Source organism: Arthrobacter sp. Leaf337 (genome assembly GCF_001423745.1).
Classification (GTDB): Bacteria; Actinomycetota; Actinomycetes; order Actinomycetales; family Micrococcaceae; genus Arthrobacter.
The window spans coordinates 1-17,228 of the sequence record NZ_LMPC01000028.1 but is presented as its reverse complement, the minus strand read 5'-3'; the positions used below and the strand labels follow the sequence as shown (position 1 = coordinate 17,228).

General features: G+C 59.4%; 14 protein-coding genes. 11 read left to right on the top strand and 3 right to left on the bottom strand.

What is annotated here, in order from left to right; all coding sequences use genetic code 11:
- Nucleotides 1-220 precede the first annotated feature (220 nt).
- The 3 genes from rpe to tkt all read right to left on the bottom strand — a co-directional run bounded on the left by rpe (nucleotide 221) and on the right by tkt (nucleotide 4,303).
- On the bottom strand, nucleotides 221-952 hold the full coding sequence (gene rpe / locus ASF98_RS18835) for a ribulose-phosphate 3-epimerase (RefSeq protein ID WP_055805180.1): 732 nt from the start codon (nucleotides 950-952) through the stop codon (nucleotides 221-223).
- 75 nt (nucleotides 953-1,027) lie between these two features.
- The gene (gene tal / locus ASF98_RS18830) at nucleotides 1,028-2,143 is read right to left on the bottom strand and encodes a transaldolase (RefSeq protein ID WP_055805177.1); all 1,116 of its coding nucleotides are present in this window, start codon (nucleotides 2,141-2,143) and stop codon (nucleotides 1,028-1,030) included.
- A 27-nt stretch (nucleotides 2,144-2,170) separates the two neighbouring features.
- On the bottom strand, nucleotides 2,171-4,303 hold the full coding sequence (gene tkt, locus ASF98_RS18825; RefSeq protein WP_055805602.1) for a transketolase: 2,133 nt from the start codon (nucleotides 4,301-4,303) through the stop codon (nucleotides 2,171-2,173).
- A gap of 522 nt (nucleotides 4,304-4,825) precedes the next feature.
- Between tkt and ASF98_RS18820 the strand changes: the two genes are divergently transcribed.
- The 11 genes from ASF98_RS18820 to ASF98_RS18770 all read left to right on the top strand — a co-directional run bounded on the left by ASF98_RS18820 (nucleotide 4,826) and on the right by ASF98_RS18770 (nucleotide 16,488).
- The gene (locus ASF98_RS18820) at nucleotides 4,826-5,785 is read left to right on the top strand and encodes a zinc-dependent alcohol dehydrogenase family protein (RefSeq protein WP_235506078.1); all 960 of its coding nucleotides are present in this window, start codon (nucleotides 4,826-4,828) and stop codon (nucleotides 5,783-5,785) included.
- Nucleotides 5,786-5,834: 49 nt separating this feature from the next.
- Complete coding sequence (locus ASF98_RS18815) at nucleotides 5,835-6,485, top strand: DUF2291 family protein (protein ID WP_082506940.1); 651 nt, start codon at nucleotides 5,835-5,837, stop codon at nucleotides 6,483-6,485.
- Nucleotides 6,482-8,020 (top strand): sugar ABC transporter ATP-binding protein, encoded by a 1,539-nt coding sequence (locus ASF98_RS18810; protein WP_055805169.1) that lies wholly within the window; start codon nucleotides 6,482-6,484, stop codon nucleotides 8,018-8,020. The genes ASF98_RS18815 and ASF98_RS18810 overlap by 4 nt, the downstream gene beginning before the upstream one ends.
- Before the next feature lie 2 nt (nucleotides 8,021-8,022).
- Nucleotides 8,023-9,141, top strand: coding sequence for an ABC transporter permease (locus ASF98_RS18805; protein ID WP_055805166.1), 1,119 nt, complete (start codon nucleotides 8,023-8,025; stop codon nucleotides 9,139-9,141).
- Between the two features lie 43 nt (nucleotides 9,142-9,184).
- A complete protein-coding gene (locus ASF98_RS18800; protein WP_082506939.1) occupies nucleotides 9,185-10,171 on the top strand; it encodes a D-ribose ABC transporter substrate-binding protein in 987 nt (328 codons plus the stop codon).
- 93 nt (nucleotides 10,172-10,264) lie between these two features.
- Nucleotides 10,265-11,998, top strand: a complete 1,734-nt coding sequence (locus ASF98_RS18795) for a dihydroxyacetone kinase family protein (RefSeq protein ID WP_055805163.1) — start codon at nucleotides 10,265-10,267, stop codon at nucleotides 11,996-11,998.
- Nucleotides 11,991-12,461 carry a ribose-5-phosphate isomerase gene (locus ASF98_RS18790; RefSeq protein WP_055805160.1) on the top strand — a complete coding sequence of 157 codons (471 nt, stop codon included), beginning with the start codon at nucleotides 11,991-11,993 and terminating at the stop codon, nucleotides 12,459-12,461. Before ASF98_RS18795 ends, ASF98_RS18790 begins: the two co-directional genes overlap by 8 nt.
- 30 nt (nucleotides 12,462-12,491) lie before the next feature.
- Nucleotides 12,492-13,283 (top strand): triose-phosphate isomerase family protein, encoded by a 792-nt coding sequence (locus ASF98_RS18785; RefSeq protein WP_055805156.1) that lies wholly within the window; start codon nucleotides 12,492-12,494, stop codon nucleotides 13,281-13,283.
- A 51-nt stretch (nucleotides 13,284-13,334) separates the two neighbouring features.
- On the top strand, nucleotides 13,335-14,276 hold the full coding sequence (locus ASF98_RS18780; RefSeq protein ID WP_082506938.1) for a DeoR/GlpR family DNA-binding transcription regulator: 942 nt from the start codon (nucleotides 13,335-13,337) through the stop codon (nucleotides 14,274-14,276).
- Between the two features lie 97 nt (nucleotides 14,277-14,373).
- On the top strand, nucleotides 14,374-15,396 hold the full coding sequence (locus tag ASF98_RS18775; RefSeq protein WP_055805598.1) for an NAD(P)-dependent alcohol dehydrogenase: 1,023 nt from the start codon (nucleotides 14,374-14,376) through the stop codon (nucleotides 15,394-15,396).
- Between the two features lie 336 nt (nucleotides 15,397-15,732).
- Complete coding sequence (locus ASF98_RS18770) at nucleotides 15,733-16,488, top strand: SDR family NAD(P)-dependent oxidoreductase (protein WP_055805153.1); 756 nt, start codon at nucleotides 15,733-15,735, stop codon at nucleotides 16,486-16,488.
- Nucleotides 16,489-17,228: the final 740 nt, after the last annotated feature.

Sequence of the window (17,228 nt, the reverse complement as noted above, 5' to 3'; positions counted from 1 at the left end):
ATGCTGCGTATGAGTTGTTGATTCAAACGGGGTGTTGCTTAGTCTGGCATTCACATCCGGCTCTCCAGGATGTGAAAGCGCCGCAGACGACTGCTACGAATCGATCATGACGGCGGCTGTCAGCCAACTAACCATGCGATACATCGGACCGTTGGTTACATCAGTGGCTAGAAGCACTGGCGCCGCGCCGGAGGCGCGCTCCTGCGCGGGTAAAACTGTCTCATCTGGACGAGTCGTGTGGCAAGTCTCCGAAGTCGGCGGATGGGACTGTTGTGGGGGCGAAGGCTAGCTGGGCATTGGCTCGCAGTGACTCGATGGCGTCGGCAGGTGAAGGCTTGCCGTACACAGCCGAACCTGCCACAAAAACATTGGCGCCGGCCTCGGCGGCGCGGATGATGGTCTCTTCGGTGATGCCGCCATCAACTTGGATGGCTACGTTCACCCCCGAGCCATCGATCGCGCGACGGGCCCGTCGGATTTTGGGAAGTATGACGTCCAAGAATGCCTGGCCGCCAAAGCCCGGCTCCACCGTCATGATCAACAGCATGTCCAGTTCCGGCAGCATGTCCAAGTACGGCTCCACGGGCGTTACCGGACGCAGAGCCATGCCTGCTTTTGATCCTCGCGCGCGAAGTTCCCTGGCGAGTTTGATGGGGGCGTCGGACGCCTCAACATGAAAGGTCACCGAGTCCAGGCCAGCGTCGGCGAACTGGGGCGCCCAGTGATCGGCATTGCGGATCATCAGGTGGGCATCCAGCGGCGCGGGGCTGACTTTCTGGATACGGGTCACGACCGGCAAGCCAATGGTCAGGTTCGGCACGAAGTGGTTGTCCATCACATCCACGTGCACCGCATCGGCGTTGCTGATACGGGCAAGTTCGGCTTCGAGGTTGACGAAGTCGGCAGAGAGGATACTGGGGTTGATGCAGCACTTCAGGGGTGAAACGGGCATGGTTCTCTACCTTTCCGTAGGTAGCCAGGCCCCGTGGGCGGAGGCTAAGGCCCCCACCCACGGGCCACTTGTGGGTTAGGAGGCTTTCCGTGCTGAGGCGAGGGCACCTTCGACGTCCGAGAGCAGTTCCTTCCAGCTGGCCACGAACTTGTCCAGGCCTTCGGATTCGAGGATTGCTACGACGTCGTTGTAGGCGATGCCGAGTTTTTCGAGTGCGTCGAGGGTGTTGTTTGCTTCCGCGTAGGTGCCGGTGACGGTGTCCCCGGTGATGACGCCGTGGTCGAAGACGGCGTCGAGGGTCTTCTCGGGCATGGTGTTCACCACGCCCGGTGCGACGAGTTCGGTGACGTAGAGGGTGTCAGGGTAGGCCGGGTCCTTCACGCCGGTGGAGGCCCACAGCGGGCGCTGGGGCAGTGCGCCGGCCTCGGCCAGCAGTGCCCAGCGTTCGGTGGAGAAGAGCTCTTCGTAGACCTGGTAGGCAAGGCGGGCGTTGGCCAGGCCGGCCTTGCCCTTGAGCGCCTTGGCTTCGTCGGTGCCGATAGCGTCGAGGCGCTTGTCGATTTCGGCATCGACCCGGGAGACGAAGAACGATGCCACGGAGTGGATCTTGGAGAGGTCGTGGCCGTTGCCCTTGGCCTGCTCCAGGCCGGACTGGAAGGCGTTGATCACGGCGCGGTAGCGCTCCAGGGAAAAGATCAGGGTCACATTGACGCTGATGCCCTCGGCCAGGGTGGCCGTGATGGCTTCGAGGCCTTCGAGGGTTGCCGGGATCTTGATCAGGACGTTGTCCTTGGCGACCTTCTTGTACAGGTGCTTCGCTTCGGCGATGGTGCCGGCGGTGTCCCAGGCGAGGCGGGGATCAACCTCGATGGACACCCGGCCGTCAACACCCTTGGTTGCTGCTGCTACCGGCGCGAACAGGTCGCAGGCGTCGGCGACGTCGGTGGTGGTGATTTCGAAGATCGTGTCTTCAACCGAGGCGCCGGCGGCAGCCTGGGCGGCGATGGTGGCGTCGTAGTCGGTGCCTGCGGTGATGGCGGCGTGGAAGATGGACGGGTTGGTGGTCACACCGACGACGTTCTTTTCCTCGATCAGTTTCGCGAGCGTGCCCGTGTCCAGGCGTCCGCGGGAGAGGTCATCGAGCCAGATGGAGACTCCGGCGTCGGAGAGCTGCTGGGTGGGAGTAGTCATGATTTTTATCTCCTGAAAATTTGGTGGTTAGGCCTTCAGGCCTGCGAGGGAGTCCTTGGCGGCGGCGGCGACTGCTTCTGCGGTGATGCCGAACTCCTGGAAGAGGCGCTTGTAGTCAGCGGAGGCGCCGAAGTGCTCGAGGCTGATGGTGCGGCCGGCGTCGCCGACGAATTCGCGCCAGCCCAAAGCCAGGCCGGCTTCGACGGAGACGCGTGCCTTCACAGCCGGCGGCAGGACGGCGTCGCGGTAGGCGGCGTCCTGCTTGTTGAACCACTCCACGCACGGCATCGACACCACACGGGTGGGGATGCCTTCGGCCTGGAGCGCTTCGCGGGCATTCACGGCCAGCTGGACCTCGGAACCGGTGCCGATCAGGATGACCTGGGCGTCGGCGGTCTTGCCGTCCTTGGAGGCCTCGGCCAGGACGTAGCCGCCCTTCGCCACACCTGCGGTCGAACCGAAGGTGTCGCCCTCGGCGTCGCCCTCGCCGCGGGCGTAGGTGGGGATGTTCTGGCGGGTCAGCACGATTCCGGCCGGGTTCTCGTGGTTTTCCAGCATGACCTTCCAGGCAGCGGCGACCTCGTTCGCGTCACCGGGGCGGACAACGTCCAGGCCCGGAATGGCACGCAGGGAGGCCAGCTGCTCCACCGGCTGGTGGGTGGGGCCGTCTTCGCCGAGGCCGATGGAGTCGTGCGTCCAGACGTACAGGGACGGGACACCCATCAGTGCGCCAAGGCGGATGGCCGGGCGCTGGTAATCGGAGAAGATCAGGAACGTGCCGGAGAACGCCCGGGTCTTCCCGTGCAGGGCGATGCCGTTCACGATGGACGCCGCGGCGTGTTCACGGATGCCGAAGTGCAGCACGCGGCCGTACGGGTTGCCCTTCCAAGCACCGGTGGACCGGGACGCGGGAATGAACGAGGGCGAACCCTCGATGGTGGTGTTGTTGGACTCGGCGAGGTCGGCCGAACCGCCCCACAGTTCCGGCATGACCGGGCCGATCGCGTTCAGGACTTTGCCGGACGCGGCACGGGTGGAAACATCCTTGCCTGCTTCGAACACCGGCAGGGCGGAGTCGAGCTCGACGGGGAGCTTGCGGGCCTCGACACGCTCGAGCAGCGCGGCGGCTTCCGGGTTGGCGGCCTGCCATGCCTCGAAGGAGTCCTGCCATTCGCTGCGGGCAGCGGCACCGCGGTCAACGACGGCACGGGCGTGCGCCAGGACCTCCTCGTCGACCTCGAAGGTCTTCGCCGGGTCAAAGCCCAGGACGTCCTTCAGCGCCGATACTTCTTCGGCGCCCAGGGCCGAACCGTGGATCTTGCCGGTGTTCTGCTTCTTCGGCGCCGGGTAGCCGATGATGGTGCGCAGCGACACGATCGAGGGCTTGGTGGTCTCGGCCTTCGCCGCGACCAGGGCCGCGTACAGTTCCTGGACGTCTTCCTTGTATTCGCCGGTCTTGGTCCAGTCCACGCGCTGGACGTGCCAGCCGTAGGCCTCGTACCGCTTGAGGACATCCTCGGTGAACGCAACGTCGGTGTCATCTTCGATGGAGATGTGGTTCTCATCGTAAACAACCACAAGGTTGCCGAGTTCCTGGTGGCCGGCCAGCGACGAAGCTTCGGACGTCACGCCTTCCTGGAGGTCGCCGTCGGAGGCAATGACCCAGATGGTGTGGTCGAACGGGGACTCGCCCGCGGGAGCGTCGGCGTCGAACAGGCCGCGCATCCGGCGCTGGGAGTAAGCGAAGCCGACCGAGGACGCCAGGCCCTGGCCCAGCGGGCCGGTCGTGATCTCAACACCTGCGGTGTGCTTGTACTCCGGGTGCCCCGGAGTCAGCGAACCCCACGTCCTCAACGCCTGGAGGTCCTCCAGCTCCAGGCCGTACCCGGAAAGGAACAGCTGGATATACAGCGTCAGGGAGGTGTGCCCCGGGGACAGGACGAACCGGTCACGGCCCAGCCACTCCGGATCCCGCGGATCGTGCCGCATCAGTTTCTGGAAGAGAAGATACGCGGCCGGAGCCAGGCTCATCGCCGTTCCCGGGTGGCCGTTCCCCACCTTTTCAACGGCATCTGCAGCCAACACACGGACAGTGTCCACCGCGCGCTCATCCTGGCTGCTCCAAGAAAGGTCGGTGCAGCCTACGGTGGATTTCGCGATCTCTAAGTTGTTCAGCTGGGACAAGATGAATCCTTTCTAAAAGCGCTCATACAGCGCGAAGTTGTTTCATGTGCATTGGGTGAGATGTCTCAGGACGAGACGCCACAGCGGCGAATGATGTTGGCAGAATCCATCGCTTCCCGTCATGGACGACGACTTCAGCGCCATTCTGTAGGGTCGCGCCCTATGAGCGCATCAGCGCCAAGCAAGTCAGCCACTGGCTTGGTTTGCGCCTTCTCCACCGCCGCAATGCGGGTCGTTTCCCTGTGCAACCAGCAATGTTTGACAGTGAGATGTCTCACAGCTATGTTTTATTTATAACACGGTTCAGCACCAAGATCACATGCTTCTAACACGCTGAACATCTCGGTTCGCTCGACACGTCAGTAACGGGTGACTCAACAACGGCACCGAATCAGAGCAGAGGCGGTGCGTTCTTATGGAACAGGAGCGTCAAAGCAGATGCGAGCAATAGTCTTCGAAGGCCCGGGACAACTTGGGCTCCGAGAAGTTCCGGACCCAGTGCCCGGACCCAAGGAAGTAGTTATCGAAGTTGCCGCCGTGGGTATTTGCGGTACGGACACTCATGTCCTGGACGGAGAGTTTGAAGGGACGGTCTTTCCACTCATTCCAGGGCATGAAGCGTCCGGTATTGTCACCGCAGTCGGCGAAGCTGTCACCAGTCTCGAAATCGGAGACCATGTTGCGGTGAACCCGAGCACAACCTGCGGTGAGTGTGAATACTGCCTCACAGGGCGCGGGAACCTGTGCCGGAACTGGAATGGGCTCGGGGTAGTCGCCAGCGACGGTGCGGCATCCCAGTACCTCAAGGCTCCAGTGAGTAACGTTTTCAAGCTCAAGCCCGAGACGGATCTGTACCAGGCAGCCTTGATCGAGCCGCTCGCTTGTGCAATTCGTGGCTATGACATCCTGCCGCGCAAAATGGGTGAGCACTACCTCGTATACGGTGCAGGCACCATGGGACTGCTGATGGCACAGCTTGCCCCAAGGGCCGGGGCCGCAAGCGTAACTATTGTCGACCTGAACGAAAGCCGCCTCCAGGCAGCCCGCGAAGTGGGCATCGAGAACGTTCTCTCGAGCGCTGATGACGCCGACCGGGACCAGTGGGACGTGGTGATTGACTGCACCGGAGTTATTCGCGCCATTGAAGACGGCCTGCCGCGTGTGAAAGCAGGAGGAACTTTCCAGCATTTCGGGGTCGCTCCAGTAGAAGCGAAAGCGGGATACTCACCTTTCCGTGTGTATCGGGACGAGATCAACATTGTGGGAACGATGGCGGTGTTGAACACGTTCGGCCGTGCTGTTGAGATGTTCGAAGCTGGAGCCATCAAGAGCGCCCCCATGATCAGCCACTCGTTCACTCTGGATGATTACGACGAGGCTCTGGAAAAGTTCCGCAAGGGCACCGGGCGCAAGTTGCAGATCCGGCCCAATGACGTAACGTCCCAAATTCTCCAATGAGTATGACTAGTACCCTCCCCCTGACGCCGACAAAGCAAAGACTCCACGTATGAGCACACGTAACTCCCTAACCCAGAAGCCCGTCCGACTCGTCGTCGGCGCAGCAGCATTGATCCTTTTGGTCCTGATGTTCGCCAGCACCAAAATCGTTACGGGCTCAGATGCCTCGGGCGCAGCATCTGGCACCTTCAGCCCCCAGTCATTTGCACAAGAAAAATTCGAATCTGAAATTGCCCCGGAAATTTCTGATAGGGCCGAGGACCTGGCTGTCGTGAGCAACGCCCTAAAAGCGGATCCAGCAGGCGCGGCTGAGCAGTACGGGGTGGTGACGGGGTCATCCCCGGCGGTCTACTCAGTGAATCTGACGGGTATCGCGGGCCAGATGGATGCCAACGGACTCCTTCCTGTCCAGGTTGAAGGGGTCCCGGCGGATATCAAGGTCCTCGTCCAAATGGGCCCGGCGATCAACGGAACAGCCATCCGGGACGCCACCGGAAAGGTCGACTTTGCGCAGTTCAAGAACCAGATTGAATACCAGAATGTTGGCGCTGAGCTGAATAACCAAGTCAAGAAAGTCGTCCTGGACAGCGTGGACAAGTCTAATCTCGAGGGAAAGACCGTCTCGGTAACCGGCGCATTTCAGCCGATCAATCCGGCCGCCTATATCATCACCCCGGTCAAGTTCGAGGTGACCGGGTGAACGCCGGCGTTATCCTCCGGGCCGTAAATGTCGAAAAGCGCTACGGCGGAACGCATGCCCTGAAGGGTGTGGACTTTGAAGTTGCAGAGGGGAAGGTTACTGCCCTCTTCGGCGAAAATGGTGCCGGGAAATCCACCTTGATGAAAATCCTCTCCGGCATCGAAGCTCCAACGTCAGGCCACCTTGAACTGCGCGGAAAACCCGTTCGATTTGCCAACACGGTGGAAGCCCGCGATCAAGGCATATCGATCATTCATCAAGAGCTAAGCCTGTGCCCTAACTTGAGCGTGCGAGACAACATCTACATGGGCCGGGAGATCACCGGCCCTGCCGGAGGCGTCGATTACGCGGCGGAAAGAAAAAACGTCCAGGAACTCATGGCCCGGCTCGAGGAGCCGATTGACCCGGACACTCTCGTGGCAGATCTTCGGCTCGGACAACAACAAATCGTAGAAATCGCCCGGGCACTTTCTGTCAACGCGCGGATCCTTATCATGGACGAGCCCACCTCGGCGCTGAGCGCCAGTGAGGTTGAAGTCCTTTTCAAGGTCATGCGCGATCTCACCGCTACAGGTGTGTCGATCGTATACATCTCACATCATCTTGAAGAAGCGATCGAAATTTCGGACTTCGCCACAGTCCTTCGAGACGGGACAATTGTCGCCCACGAAGAGACCCACAATGTGGACCTGGACTGGATCGTTGGCAACATGGTGGGGCGAAACTTTGACCTCGGACAACCGCCTGCGAGCATCGCATTCTCTGATGTTGCTCTGGAAATCAATGAGATTCAGGTAGCTGATCCATCCAACCCAGGCCGTCTCTCCGTCGATGGCGTCTCCCTGACTGTGCATTCAGGGGAGATTGTTTGTATCTACGGCCTTATGGGAGCCGGACGAACCGAAATGCTTGAAGCTGCTGCGGGACGAGTGCCGCTCCTTCGAGGACAGGTAAAGGTCCAAGGCAAAGACCTGAACGGCCTTTCCATCGCAGAGCGAATTCAGCAGGGGTTGAGCCTGGTACCGGAGGACCGGCAGCGGGACGGCTTGGTCCAGACCATGTCGGTGGGCCGGAATCTTTCCCTTGCCAGCCTTGGCTCCTTTATCAAGCGCGGGCTGCTCTCCGGGACGGCAGAGGACACTCTGGTTTCGCAAGGAATACGGGATGTGCGAGTCAAAACGGCAGGACCCGGGGCGGCCATCGGTTCCCTCAGCGGCGGCAACCAACAAAAGGTCGTCATCGCGAAAATGCTTGCTACCAATCCCAAAGTGATCCTCTTGGACGAGCCAAGTCGCGGCATTGACGTCGGAGCTAAGGCAGAAGTATTCGGTCTGCTGTCGGAATTGGCGGAGAAAGGCCTGGCAGTCCTCTACTCCACATCTGAAGTAGGGGAATGCCTAAGCATCGCCCATCGGGTGATTGTCATGAGCAAAGGCAGAATCTCAGCCGAGTTCGACGCAGCAACTACAACCAAAGAGCAAATTATGGCGGCGTCTGGTGAATCCGCCACAGCATCAAACATGAACGGACACTAGACATGAGTTCTGCACGCACGCTGCCAGGAGCACGCCCAGGATGGCTCTCCGGTGGCCTTGACATCCCCCGGCTCCTCCTTGAAGGGCGCGCCTTCATCGCCCTGATCGTCATCACAGTGATCTTTTCCCTGCTGTCGCCAAACTACCTAAGCGTCAACAACCTCCTGACCATGTCCGCACACGTTGCGGTCTTCGCGATTCTCGCCGTCGGCATGCTCATGGTTATCCTCAACGGCGGAATCGACCTTTCGGTAGGTTCCACTGTAGGACTTGCTGGGGTTGTTGCAGGTTTCCTCATGCAGGGGGTGCCGATTCCGGCACTGGGTGTCACCCTTTACCCGCCCGTATGGGTTGCTGTGCTAGTCGCAGTCGGGGTCGGCGCCTTCGTCGGCTGGATCAACGGAACCCTCGTATCACGGTTTGGGGTTGCGCCCTTTGTGGCGACGCTGGGAACACTGTATGTGGTCCGGGGCGCTGCGCTGCTGATCACTGGCGGACTCACATACTCCAACCTCCGCGGCAACCCCGAGCTTGGTAACACCGGCTTCGACTGGGTCGGATTCAACCGCATATTCGGCATTCCAACGGGTGTGCTCGTGATGGTAGTCATAGCCCTAATCGGGAGCCTGGTACTGACCCGCACTGCCTTCGGAAGGTGGCTCTACGCCTCCGGCGGAAACGAACGTGCGGCAGAGCTGTCCGGCATTCCCGTGAAAAAGGTCAAGGTAAGCATCTACGTGATCTCCGGTGTATGCGCAGCGATTGCCGGTGTCATCATCGCCTCAGAACTTACATCGGCGAATCCCACAACAGGCAACTCCTTTGAATTGACCGCGATTGCAGCTGTCGTCATTGGTGGTGCTGCGCTTTCCGGTGGCCGAGGCAACATTCGTGGAGTCCTCCTGGGTGCGTTCGTTATTGGTTTCCTCTCCGACGGCCTGGTGATCATCGGCGTGTCCGAATACTGGCAGATGGTTTTCAAGGGCGCTGTAATCGTGGTCGCCGTCATGCTTAACCGCCTCGAGTACCGGTCCAAAAAGGTCAAAGAGGTTAAAACCGTAGCGGCGCCGGCGCCCCCGGAGAAGATGCTCCAGGGGACCCCGAATCAGCCGGTGTCCTAAGACTATCCCGCTAACAATCACACACCTTTAGAAGGAAGATCACATGAACCGCAAAGCTGCAGCCCTACTTACTGCATGCGCTACCTTGTTCGCTGTAACCAGCTGTGGAGCGTCAACAGGAACAGGAAGTACCTCGGAATCGGCAGGCGCGAGTAGCAGCAATCTCCTCACTGTAATCGTCAACAACCCCGCAAATCCTTACTGGGCTACGGAGGGCGACGCAGCAAAGACCGAGGGCGAGAAGCTGGGATACAAGGTTGACGTCACATCCCACAAGGGAGACACGAAGGCCGAAAGTGACCTCGTTGACGCAGCGATCACGAATAAATCCGCTGCCATCATCATCGATCCCGCGAACGCCGACGGTTCCATCGGAGCCGTCCAAAAGGCTGTCGCAGCTGACATTCCGGTGTTCCTCGTAAACGCGGAAATTAACGAACAGGGTCTGGCAAAAGCTCAGCTGGTCTCAAATAACGCTCAGGGAGCGGCCCTGGGCGCGCAGGAGTTCGTTAAGGCAATGGGTGGCAAGGGAAGCTACGTTGAACTGAAAGGCGCACCGTCTGATAACAACGCGGCAACCCGTTCCAACGGGTTCGCTACCGTCCTCTCCCAGTACCCAGACCTGAAGCTCCTGGATGCGCAGGTTGCCAACTGGGACCAGAAGGAAGGGCACGACAAGATGCAGTCCATGCTGCAGGCCCATCCCGACCTCCAGGGTGTCCTAGCCGGCAATGACCAGATGGCACTGGGCGCTATCGCCGCACTCAAGGAAGCAGGAAAGCTGGAGACAGTCACGGTGGGCGGTTTTGATGGCGCTCCTGACGCTGCGGAGGCCGTCAAAGCAGGGTCCCTGACCTACACAGTCCTCCAGCCGGTCGCCGAGTTCTCCAAAAAGGCAGTACAAATGGCCGATCAATTCATCAAGACGGGTAAGACCGACGCCGCGGAGGAGAAGCAGGCGTTTGACTGCACGCTGATCACCAAGGACAACGTGGCTAAGTACACGTCCGCATTCACCCTTTCAGAGTAGATATGGCCGTCGGGCCGGCAGCAGCTCAATAACTTGGTGCCGGCCCGACAGCTCAAACATTTACACCCTCCTGCTCAAGGACACTAGGAACTCATGGCTTATCTGTTCAACAATCCGCTCGACTTCGCCGAGCAGCTAACCGAGGGACTCACGGCGGCTTATCCCAAGTGGATCCGCCAGGTGCCTGGCGGCGTGGTTCGCAGCAACGGCACCGCCCCGGGAAACGTCGCTGTGGTAGCCGGCGGCGGGTCCGGTCACTATCCCGCCTTTGCAGGCCTTGTCGGGCCGGGGCTGGCTCATGGTGCAGCAATGGGAAACATCTTCGCCTCGCCCTCTGCTCAGCAGATCTATTCTGTGGCGAAGGCAGCCCATGCCGGCGGTGGAGTCCTCCTGACCTACGGCAACTACGCCGGGGACGTCCTCAACTTCACCCAGGCCCAAGACCGCCTGAACGCAGAAGGAATTCCTACCCGCATGGTGGCGGTGACTGACGACATCGCCAGCGCATCTGCAGCCGAAACGGCGAAAAGGCGAGGAATCGCCGGGGATCTCGCGGTCTTCAAAGTCGCCGGCGCCGCCGCCGATGCTGGACTGAACCTAGATGATGTCTTCCGCATAGCGACGCTCGCAAACAGCAACACCAGATCGCTTGGTGTTGCGTTTTCCGGATGCACCCTACCCGGTTCAACAACTCCCCTTTTCACTGTGCCAGCGGGAAGAATGGCAGTTGGCATGGGAATCCACGGTGAGCCGGGCATTAGCGAACAGAATCTTCCGACAGCCGACGAAGTTGCGGAGCTCTTGGTTCGCTCTCTGCTCTCCGAAGCGCCGGAGGAAATGAACGGGAACCGTGTGGGGCTCATACTCAATGGCCTCGGGGCCGTGAAGTCCGAAGAGCTTTTCGTCGTATACAGAAAAATCGCACAGCTTCTGGACTTCGCTGGACTGACTCCCGTGGAGCCCGAAATCGGCGAGCTCGTGACGAGCTTTGAAATGGCGGGTGTATCGCTGAGCCTCTTTTGGCTTGATTATGAACTCGAAAAATACTGGACGGCCCCGGCGAGCACTCCGGCCTTTCGCAGAGGCGCGGTCACTGATACCGGTCCTCGCTACGCCGCTGATGAACTAAATCAGGAAGTAAAGAAAGAGCTCCCGAGCGCTTCCTCGGCTTCCCGGCAGGCAGCAGGAACAGTTCAATCCCTCCTAGATGCAGCCCAGTCCGTGATTGACGACAATGTGGCCGACCTCGGTGCCCTGGACGCCATCGCAGGAGACGGAGACCACGGGATTGGCATGCAACGCGGCGTCAGGGCCGCAGCCGATGCAGGGCGAAAAGCCCTTGCTGATGGTGCCGGAGCAGGCACCTTGCTGACCCTTGCCGGTGACGCGTGGGCCGACCGAGCGGGTGGAACCTCAGGGGCCCTATGGGGAATGATTCTCAATTCAATTGGTGAATCTCTGGGCGATGAGGACGCGCCGACTGCCGCCCGTATATCCCTGGGTATCACCCAGGCGGGAAGACGGGTCATGGACTTCGGTAAAGCTGAGCTTGGAGACAAAACCCTTATTGATGTTCTGATTCCGTTCGGCCAAGCCTTCACTGAAGGGCTTGATTCCGGACGGTCCTTGGACGAAACGTGGCACGCAGCGGCAGATGCCGCTGACCACGCCGCTAAATCAACGGCATCACTAGTTCCCAAAATTGGTCGAGCACGCCCCCATGTAGAAAAAAGCATGGGAAGTCCTGACCCGGGTGCCGTTTCAATGGCCATGATCATCAGGGCGGTTGAGCACGCCCTGGATTCAAAAGGAGAAGGCAATGAATGAAAAGTTTCGAATCGTAATCGGCAGCGACGATGCGGGATACGCATACAAAGAGGCGTTGAAGGCGGACCTCGAAAAGGACGAGCGCGTCGAATCGGTTCAGGATGTGGGCGTCAACGAGAACGGCCAGACCGCTTACCCGACCATTGCTCTGGCAGCCGCCGAAATGATAGCTGCCGGAACCGCTGATCGTGCCCTGCTGGTTTGCGGCACTGGCCTTGGGGTAGCTATCGCCGCCAATAAGGTCGAGGGGATTCGTGCCGTCACGGCGCACGACAGCTATTCGGTCGAACGATCCGTTCTCAGTAACAATGCCCAGGTACTCACATTCGGACAGCGGGTCGTAGGGCTGGAACTTGCCCGGCGCCTGGCCCGTGAGTGGCTCACGTATCGGTTCGACGAGAACTCACCCTCGGCTGAAAAAGTACAACTGATGAGCGATTACGAGGCAGACCGCAATGCATGACTCTCGCCAGACAACGCGCACGGTGTTCACGTGAAAGGTGAACCGAAACCGGCCCTCCTTGGAGTCAGCCTAAAACTGTACTTCGGTCATAATGAAACACTCCAGTGGTGCAGGGAGGTAGCCGACATGGCCAAACGCCACCCTGCCCTACAGGAGGGCGACGTGAAGCTCTTTGTGCTCCCCAGCTTCCAGGCCCTGGTGCCGGCCAATCAAATTTTCGCCGATACACCCGTGCTTATCGGCGCGCAGAATCTCCACTGGCAGAACAAAGGTGCCTATACAGGCGAGGTAAGCGGCGCAGCTCTTCGGGAAACCGGCTGCCGTTATGTGGAAGTAGGGCACGCGGAACGGCGCCGTATTTTCGGTGAAGATGACACAGTTGTGGCCGCTAAAGCACATGCTGCCCTGCAGAACGGCCTAATCCCCGTGCTTTGCGTGGGGGAAATTGAAGAGGCGCCGGTTGAGGCGGCCGCGGCCGCCTGCATCGGGCAACTCCGCTCGGCCCTCTCACTGGAAACTGGAAAGTCAACCGGCGCGGTCGTTGTTGCGTACGAGCCCGTCTGGGCTATCGGCGCCTCCAATCCCGCGTCAGCTGAGCACATCACCGGCGTATGCGCGCTCATTCGCGAGTGGCTTAGCATTCAAAACCAGTTTGATGACTGGTCCGTCATCTACGGAGGAAGCGCAGGGCCAGGTCTAATGACGCAACTCGGACCGGGTGTGGACGGCTTGTTCCTGGGCCGGTTCGCACACGACGTCGATGCACTGTCAAGCATCATTGGAGAAGCAGCACGTCCCGCAAAAATTACGAGGACGGCGTAGAGGGGCCGTCCCGGGCATCGCCGGTACGTCTCCATAAGTTCAGGAGCTCGAATGGAATCTGAGGCAGACGCCAAGACATCACGTCTTTCCCGTCAGGGAGAAAGACAAAGAGCGATATCCGAGGCGGTAATGGCCGAAGGGGCAGTGCGCATCGATGAACTGGCCCAGCGTTTCGGAACAAGTCAAATGACTGTTCATCGCGACCTGGATGAACTCGAAGCTCGCGGTCTCCTCCGAAAATCGAGGGGAGTGGCCACTGCATTGTCATCCAGCCTCGTCGAATCCAGCGATGTTTTCCGTAGCGGACAACAGCGCGCGGAAAAACGGGCGTTAGCGCGCGCTGCCCTTGAGTTCATCGAACCGGGGCAGGCAATTTTCCTCGACGATTCCACTACGGTGCACGAGTTGGCCTACCACATCTCGTCACGGACGCCCTTGACGGTTATCACCAACGTGTTGACGCTAATGAACGAGCTCAAGGGCATCCGGGGCCTCTCCCTCGTAGCTCTGGGCGGCAGCTACTACAACTGGTGCAGTTCGTTCATGGGCGGCACGACCATCGAGGCAATCAACAAGTTGAGGGCGGACGTCTTCATCATGTCCACTGCAGCGATAACGGACGACACCTGCTTCTTTCAAAGCGAGGCAACAGTGGACATCAAGCGCGCGATGTTCAATGCTTCAGCCAAACGGATTCTCCTGGTTGACCACACTAAGTTCGAGAAACGCGCCCTCTACTCGCTTGCGCCCTTAACCGCATTCGACGTCGTAATCGTTGACTCCCAGACGGCATCTGAAGACATCCGCCGGCTGAAGTCTCAGAACGTCCGTGTGGTCGTCGCCGAGATCCATGCACGCTCTGGCGAATCTGATTATTCCAAAAACCGCTCTTCCTCTTCTTCAAAGGGCACCACCCATGACTCGACCCATCCGGCACCTTCGCCGATCAGCAGCCCACGTCAGCGGCGAGAACAGAACTCCGCATACGGGTAAGCACGGCTGTGCTGCCGCGTCGGCTGATTCGGTTCCTATTTCAGCAAGGAAAGTAGCTAAATTGCCTCAGACCCTTTTACCGAGCTCCCAAGCCACCATGCGAGCGAGCCTCCTGTTAAAACCGGGTACGGTCCACGTACAGGATGTTCCTGTCCCTGCATTGACGGAAAACCAAGTTCTGGTTCAGGTTTCTGCCGTAGGCGTCTGTGGGTCTGATACGCATTTCTTCAAGGATGGCCACATTGGCGACATGCGTGTGCACGAGCCGCTGATCCTAGGCCATGAAGCGGCGGGGACGATTGTCGCTGTAGGAGGAAACGTGCCCACACACCGGATTGGCGAGCGAGTTTCCATTGAACCGCAAAAGTCGTGCCGATCCTGCGAATACTGCAAAAGCGGTCGCTACAACCTCTGCCCGGACATCGAGTTCTTCGCAGCACCCCCTGTTCACGGTGCGTTTGCAGAATACGCAGCGATCGAATCTGATTACGCATACACCGTGCCCGACCACGTGAGTGACGAAGCCGCGGCGCTGATGGAGCCGCTTTCCGTTGCCATCGCCACCTGCCGCAAGGCGGCCGTTACCCCTGGCAGCACAGTCCTTATTGCCGGAGCCGGGCCCATAGGCATCCTGGTAGCGCAAGTTGCCAGGATATTCGGAGCCACAGAGATCACCGTCTCCGACCCTGCAGCCCACCGGCGCGAGTTCGTGCTCAAAGCGGGTGCAACCCAGGTCCTGGACCCCCAAAGCGATAATCCGTCCCAACGTGGTGCGCTTTTCGACGTTTTCGTGGACGCCTCCGGTGCCCCGCCGGCCATCAGTACCGGTCTTCAGGCGGTAAAGCCGGGTGGAAAAGCAATACTTGTGGGCATGGGCTCGGAAAAGGTGGAGCTGCCAGTTTCCCTTATACAAAACCGAGAGATAGAACTGACGGGAATTTTCCGCTACACCAACACATGGCCCACCGCTATAGAGCTAGTGGCCTCGGGCAAGGTGGACTTGGACTCCATGGTTACGCACCGCTTCAGTCTCGAGGAGGTCGAAGCAGCGCTGCTAACTGGATCTGAAGACCCCTACTCCATCAAGTCTGTCGTCATTCCCCCGAAAAAATCCACCTGACCAAGCGACCTCTGGCCAGAGTAAGTCAAAGACAGGAACCATAATGAGCACAAATTCAGCCCAAAACGAACGAACGCTGGTCATAACCGTCCCTGAAAACCAATCAACCGTTCAAGTACGCCTAGAGATCGAGACGAATTGCAGCTGTGGTAATAGGGCCGCGGGCAACTATACGGATAGCGAACCGCCGAAGGGGCGTGTTTATTAAACGGATGGCCAGCTGACGCTCGGGGCTTGCTCGGCCGGCCATGTGCATTTCCCGGGCGAGCAGCTGACCACGATACAAACTAGTCATCAAACTCGATGGTCGGCGCCACATTAGCGAAAGGAGACCCGATGGGGCTGCGTCTTAAAGGTAAAACTGCCCTGGTCACCGGGGCAGGTTCCGGGATAGGCCTTGCCGTTGCCCAGCGGTTCATTTCCGAAGGGGCCACCGTCTACTTCGCCGACATAAATGCCGATGCCGTCGAAAAGGCCGCTACGGCCACCGGCACTGAGGGCGCGCGGGCCCTCACTATGGACATCTCGGACGAGGAAAGTGTGGCTGCCGCCTATGCAACCATCGCCGGGGACGGCCGCCTCGATATAGTCGTGGCAAACGCGGGCGTCCAACTCTTTGGCCAGGATGCCAAAGTGGGTGACCTTGACCTTTCAGTCTGGGAAAAGACTGTCAGTATCAATCAGCGCGGCGCATTCCTCACTCTCAAATACGCTGTCCGGGCATTGGAAACCGGCGGGGGCTCCATCATCTGCACCGGTAGCCCAACGGCCGTTGTGGGGTGTGGCCAGACATTTACCGCCTACACCAGCTCCAAAGCAGGAGTCCACGGATTGGCGCGGGTGGTGGCGGCGGATTACGCCCACGCCGGGATCCGCGTGAACACGGTGGTTCCGGGCTACACGGAAACTCCATTGGTGCAGAGGATAGCGGATGACCCCGTCAGCCGTGCAGGACTGGTGAATTCCACCCTGCTGGGCCGCCCAGGGACGGCAGCGGACGTCGAAGGAATCATGGTGTTTCTCGCCAGTGATGACTCCGCCTACGCCACCGGAGGTATCTTTACCGTGGACGGCGGCCTAACGGCGCTGTAGATTCCGGGCGTCAGTAGTAGGTCATGCTGGCGAGGCAACCCCCGCAGTGATGAAGCGTCCAGTTCCTTCCTGTCTGGTGTCCGTTGTCAGTGAATCTGGCAGTGCTGACGTGGGAAAATGCCAGTTCTACTGACAGCGGTCCTGCGTTTTGATTGTCATTCGATTTGGCGGTTCCGTAGGTACGTAGCTGCATCCTGAGTAGTTGCATGGTTTGTGGCTGTCCGGTTCTCAGGCCACTCAGTCCCGCGGCGGGCCTGCTCGCGCAGTGAGTCTTCGACCCGAGCCGCTGCTCGGAAGCAAAGTCACGCTGCCACATTAACTGACACAATCGCCGCCCGCCCGTAAGCTGCCGCGTCTTCTGACAAAACTGCCAACTCAACTGACAACGGACATCTGGTATCTCTCGGCTACTTCTACCCTCACCGTTTGATCGCCGATAATGGAGATTCTGTAAACTTAATGATTTTTGCAGTCCATGGCACATGGACGGACAGGCAGAGGTGCGGATCACTCCAACTTTGCGTTGCTGTCCTGTCTCATCTAAGTTGAGGCAATCTCACTACAGATGATGCATTGGCGGTTTCTGTCTCACCACACTTAAGGCATTGGTGCGGCGTGTCTCACTTCCAACTTTGCGTTGCTGTCCTGTCTCATCTAAGTTGAGGCAATCTCACTACAGATGATGCATTGGCGGTTTCTGTCTCACCACACTTAAGGCATTGGTGCGGCGTGTCTCACTT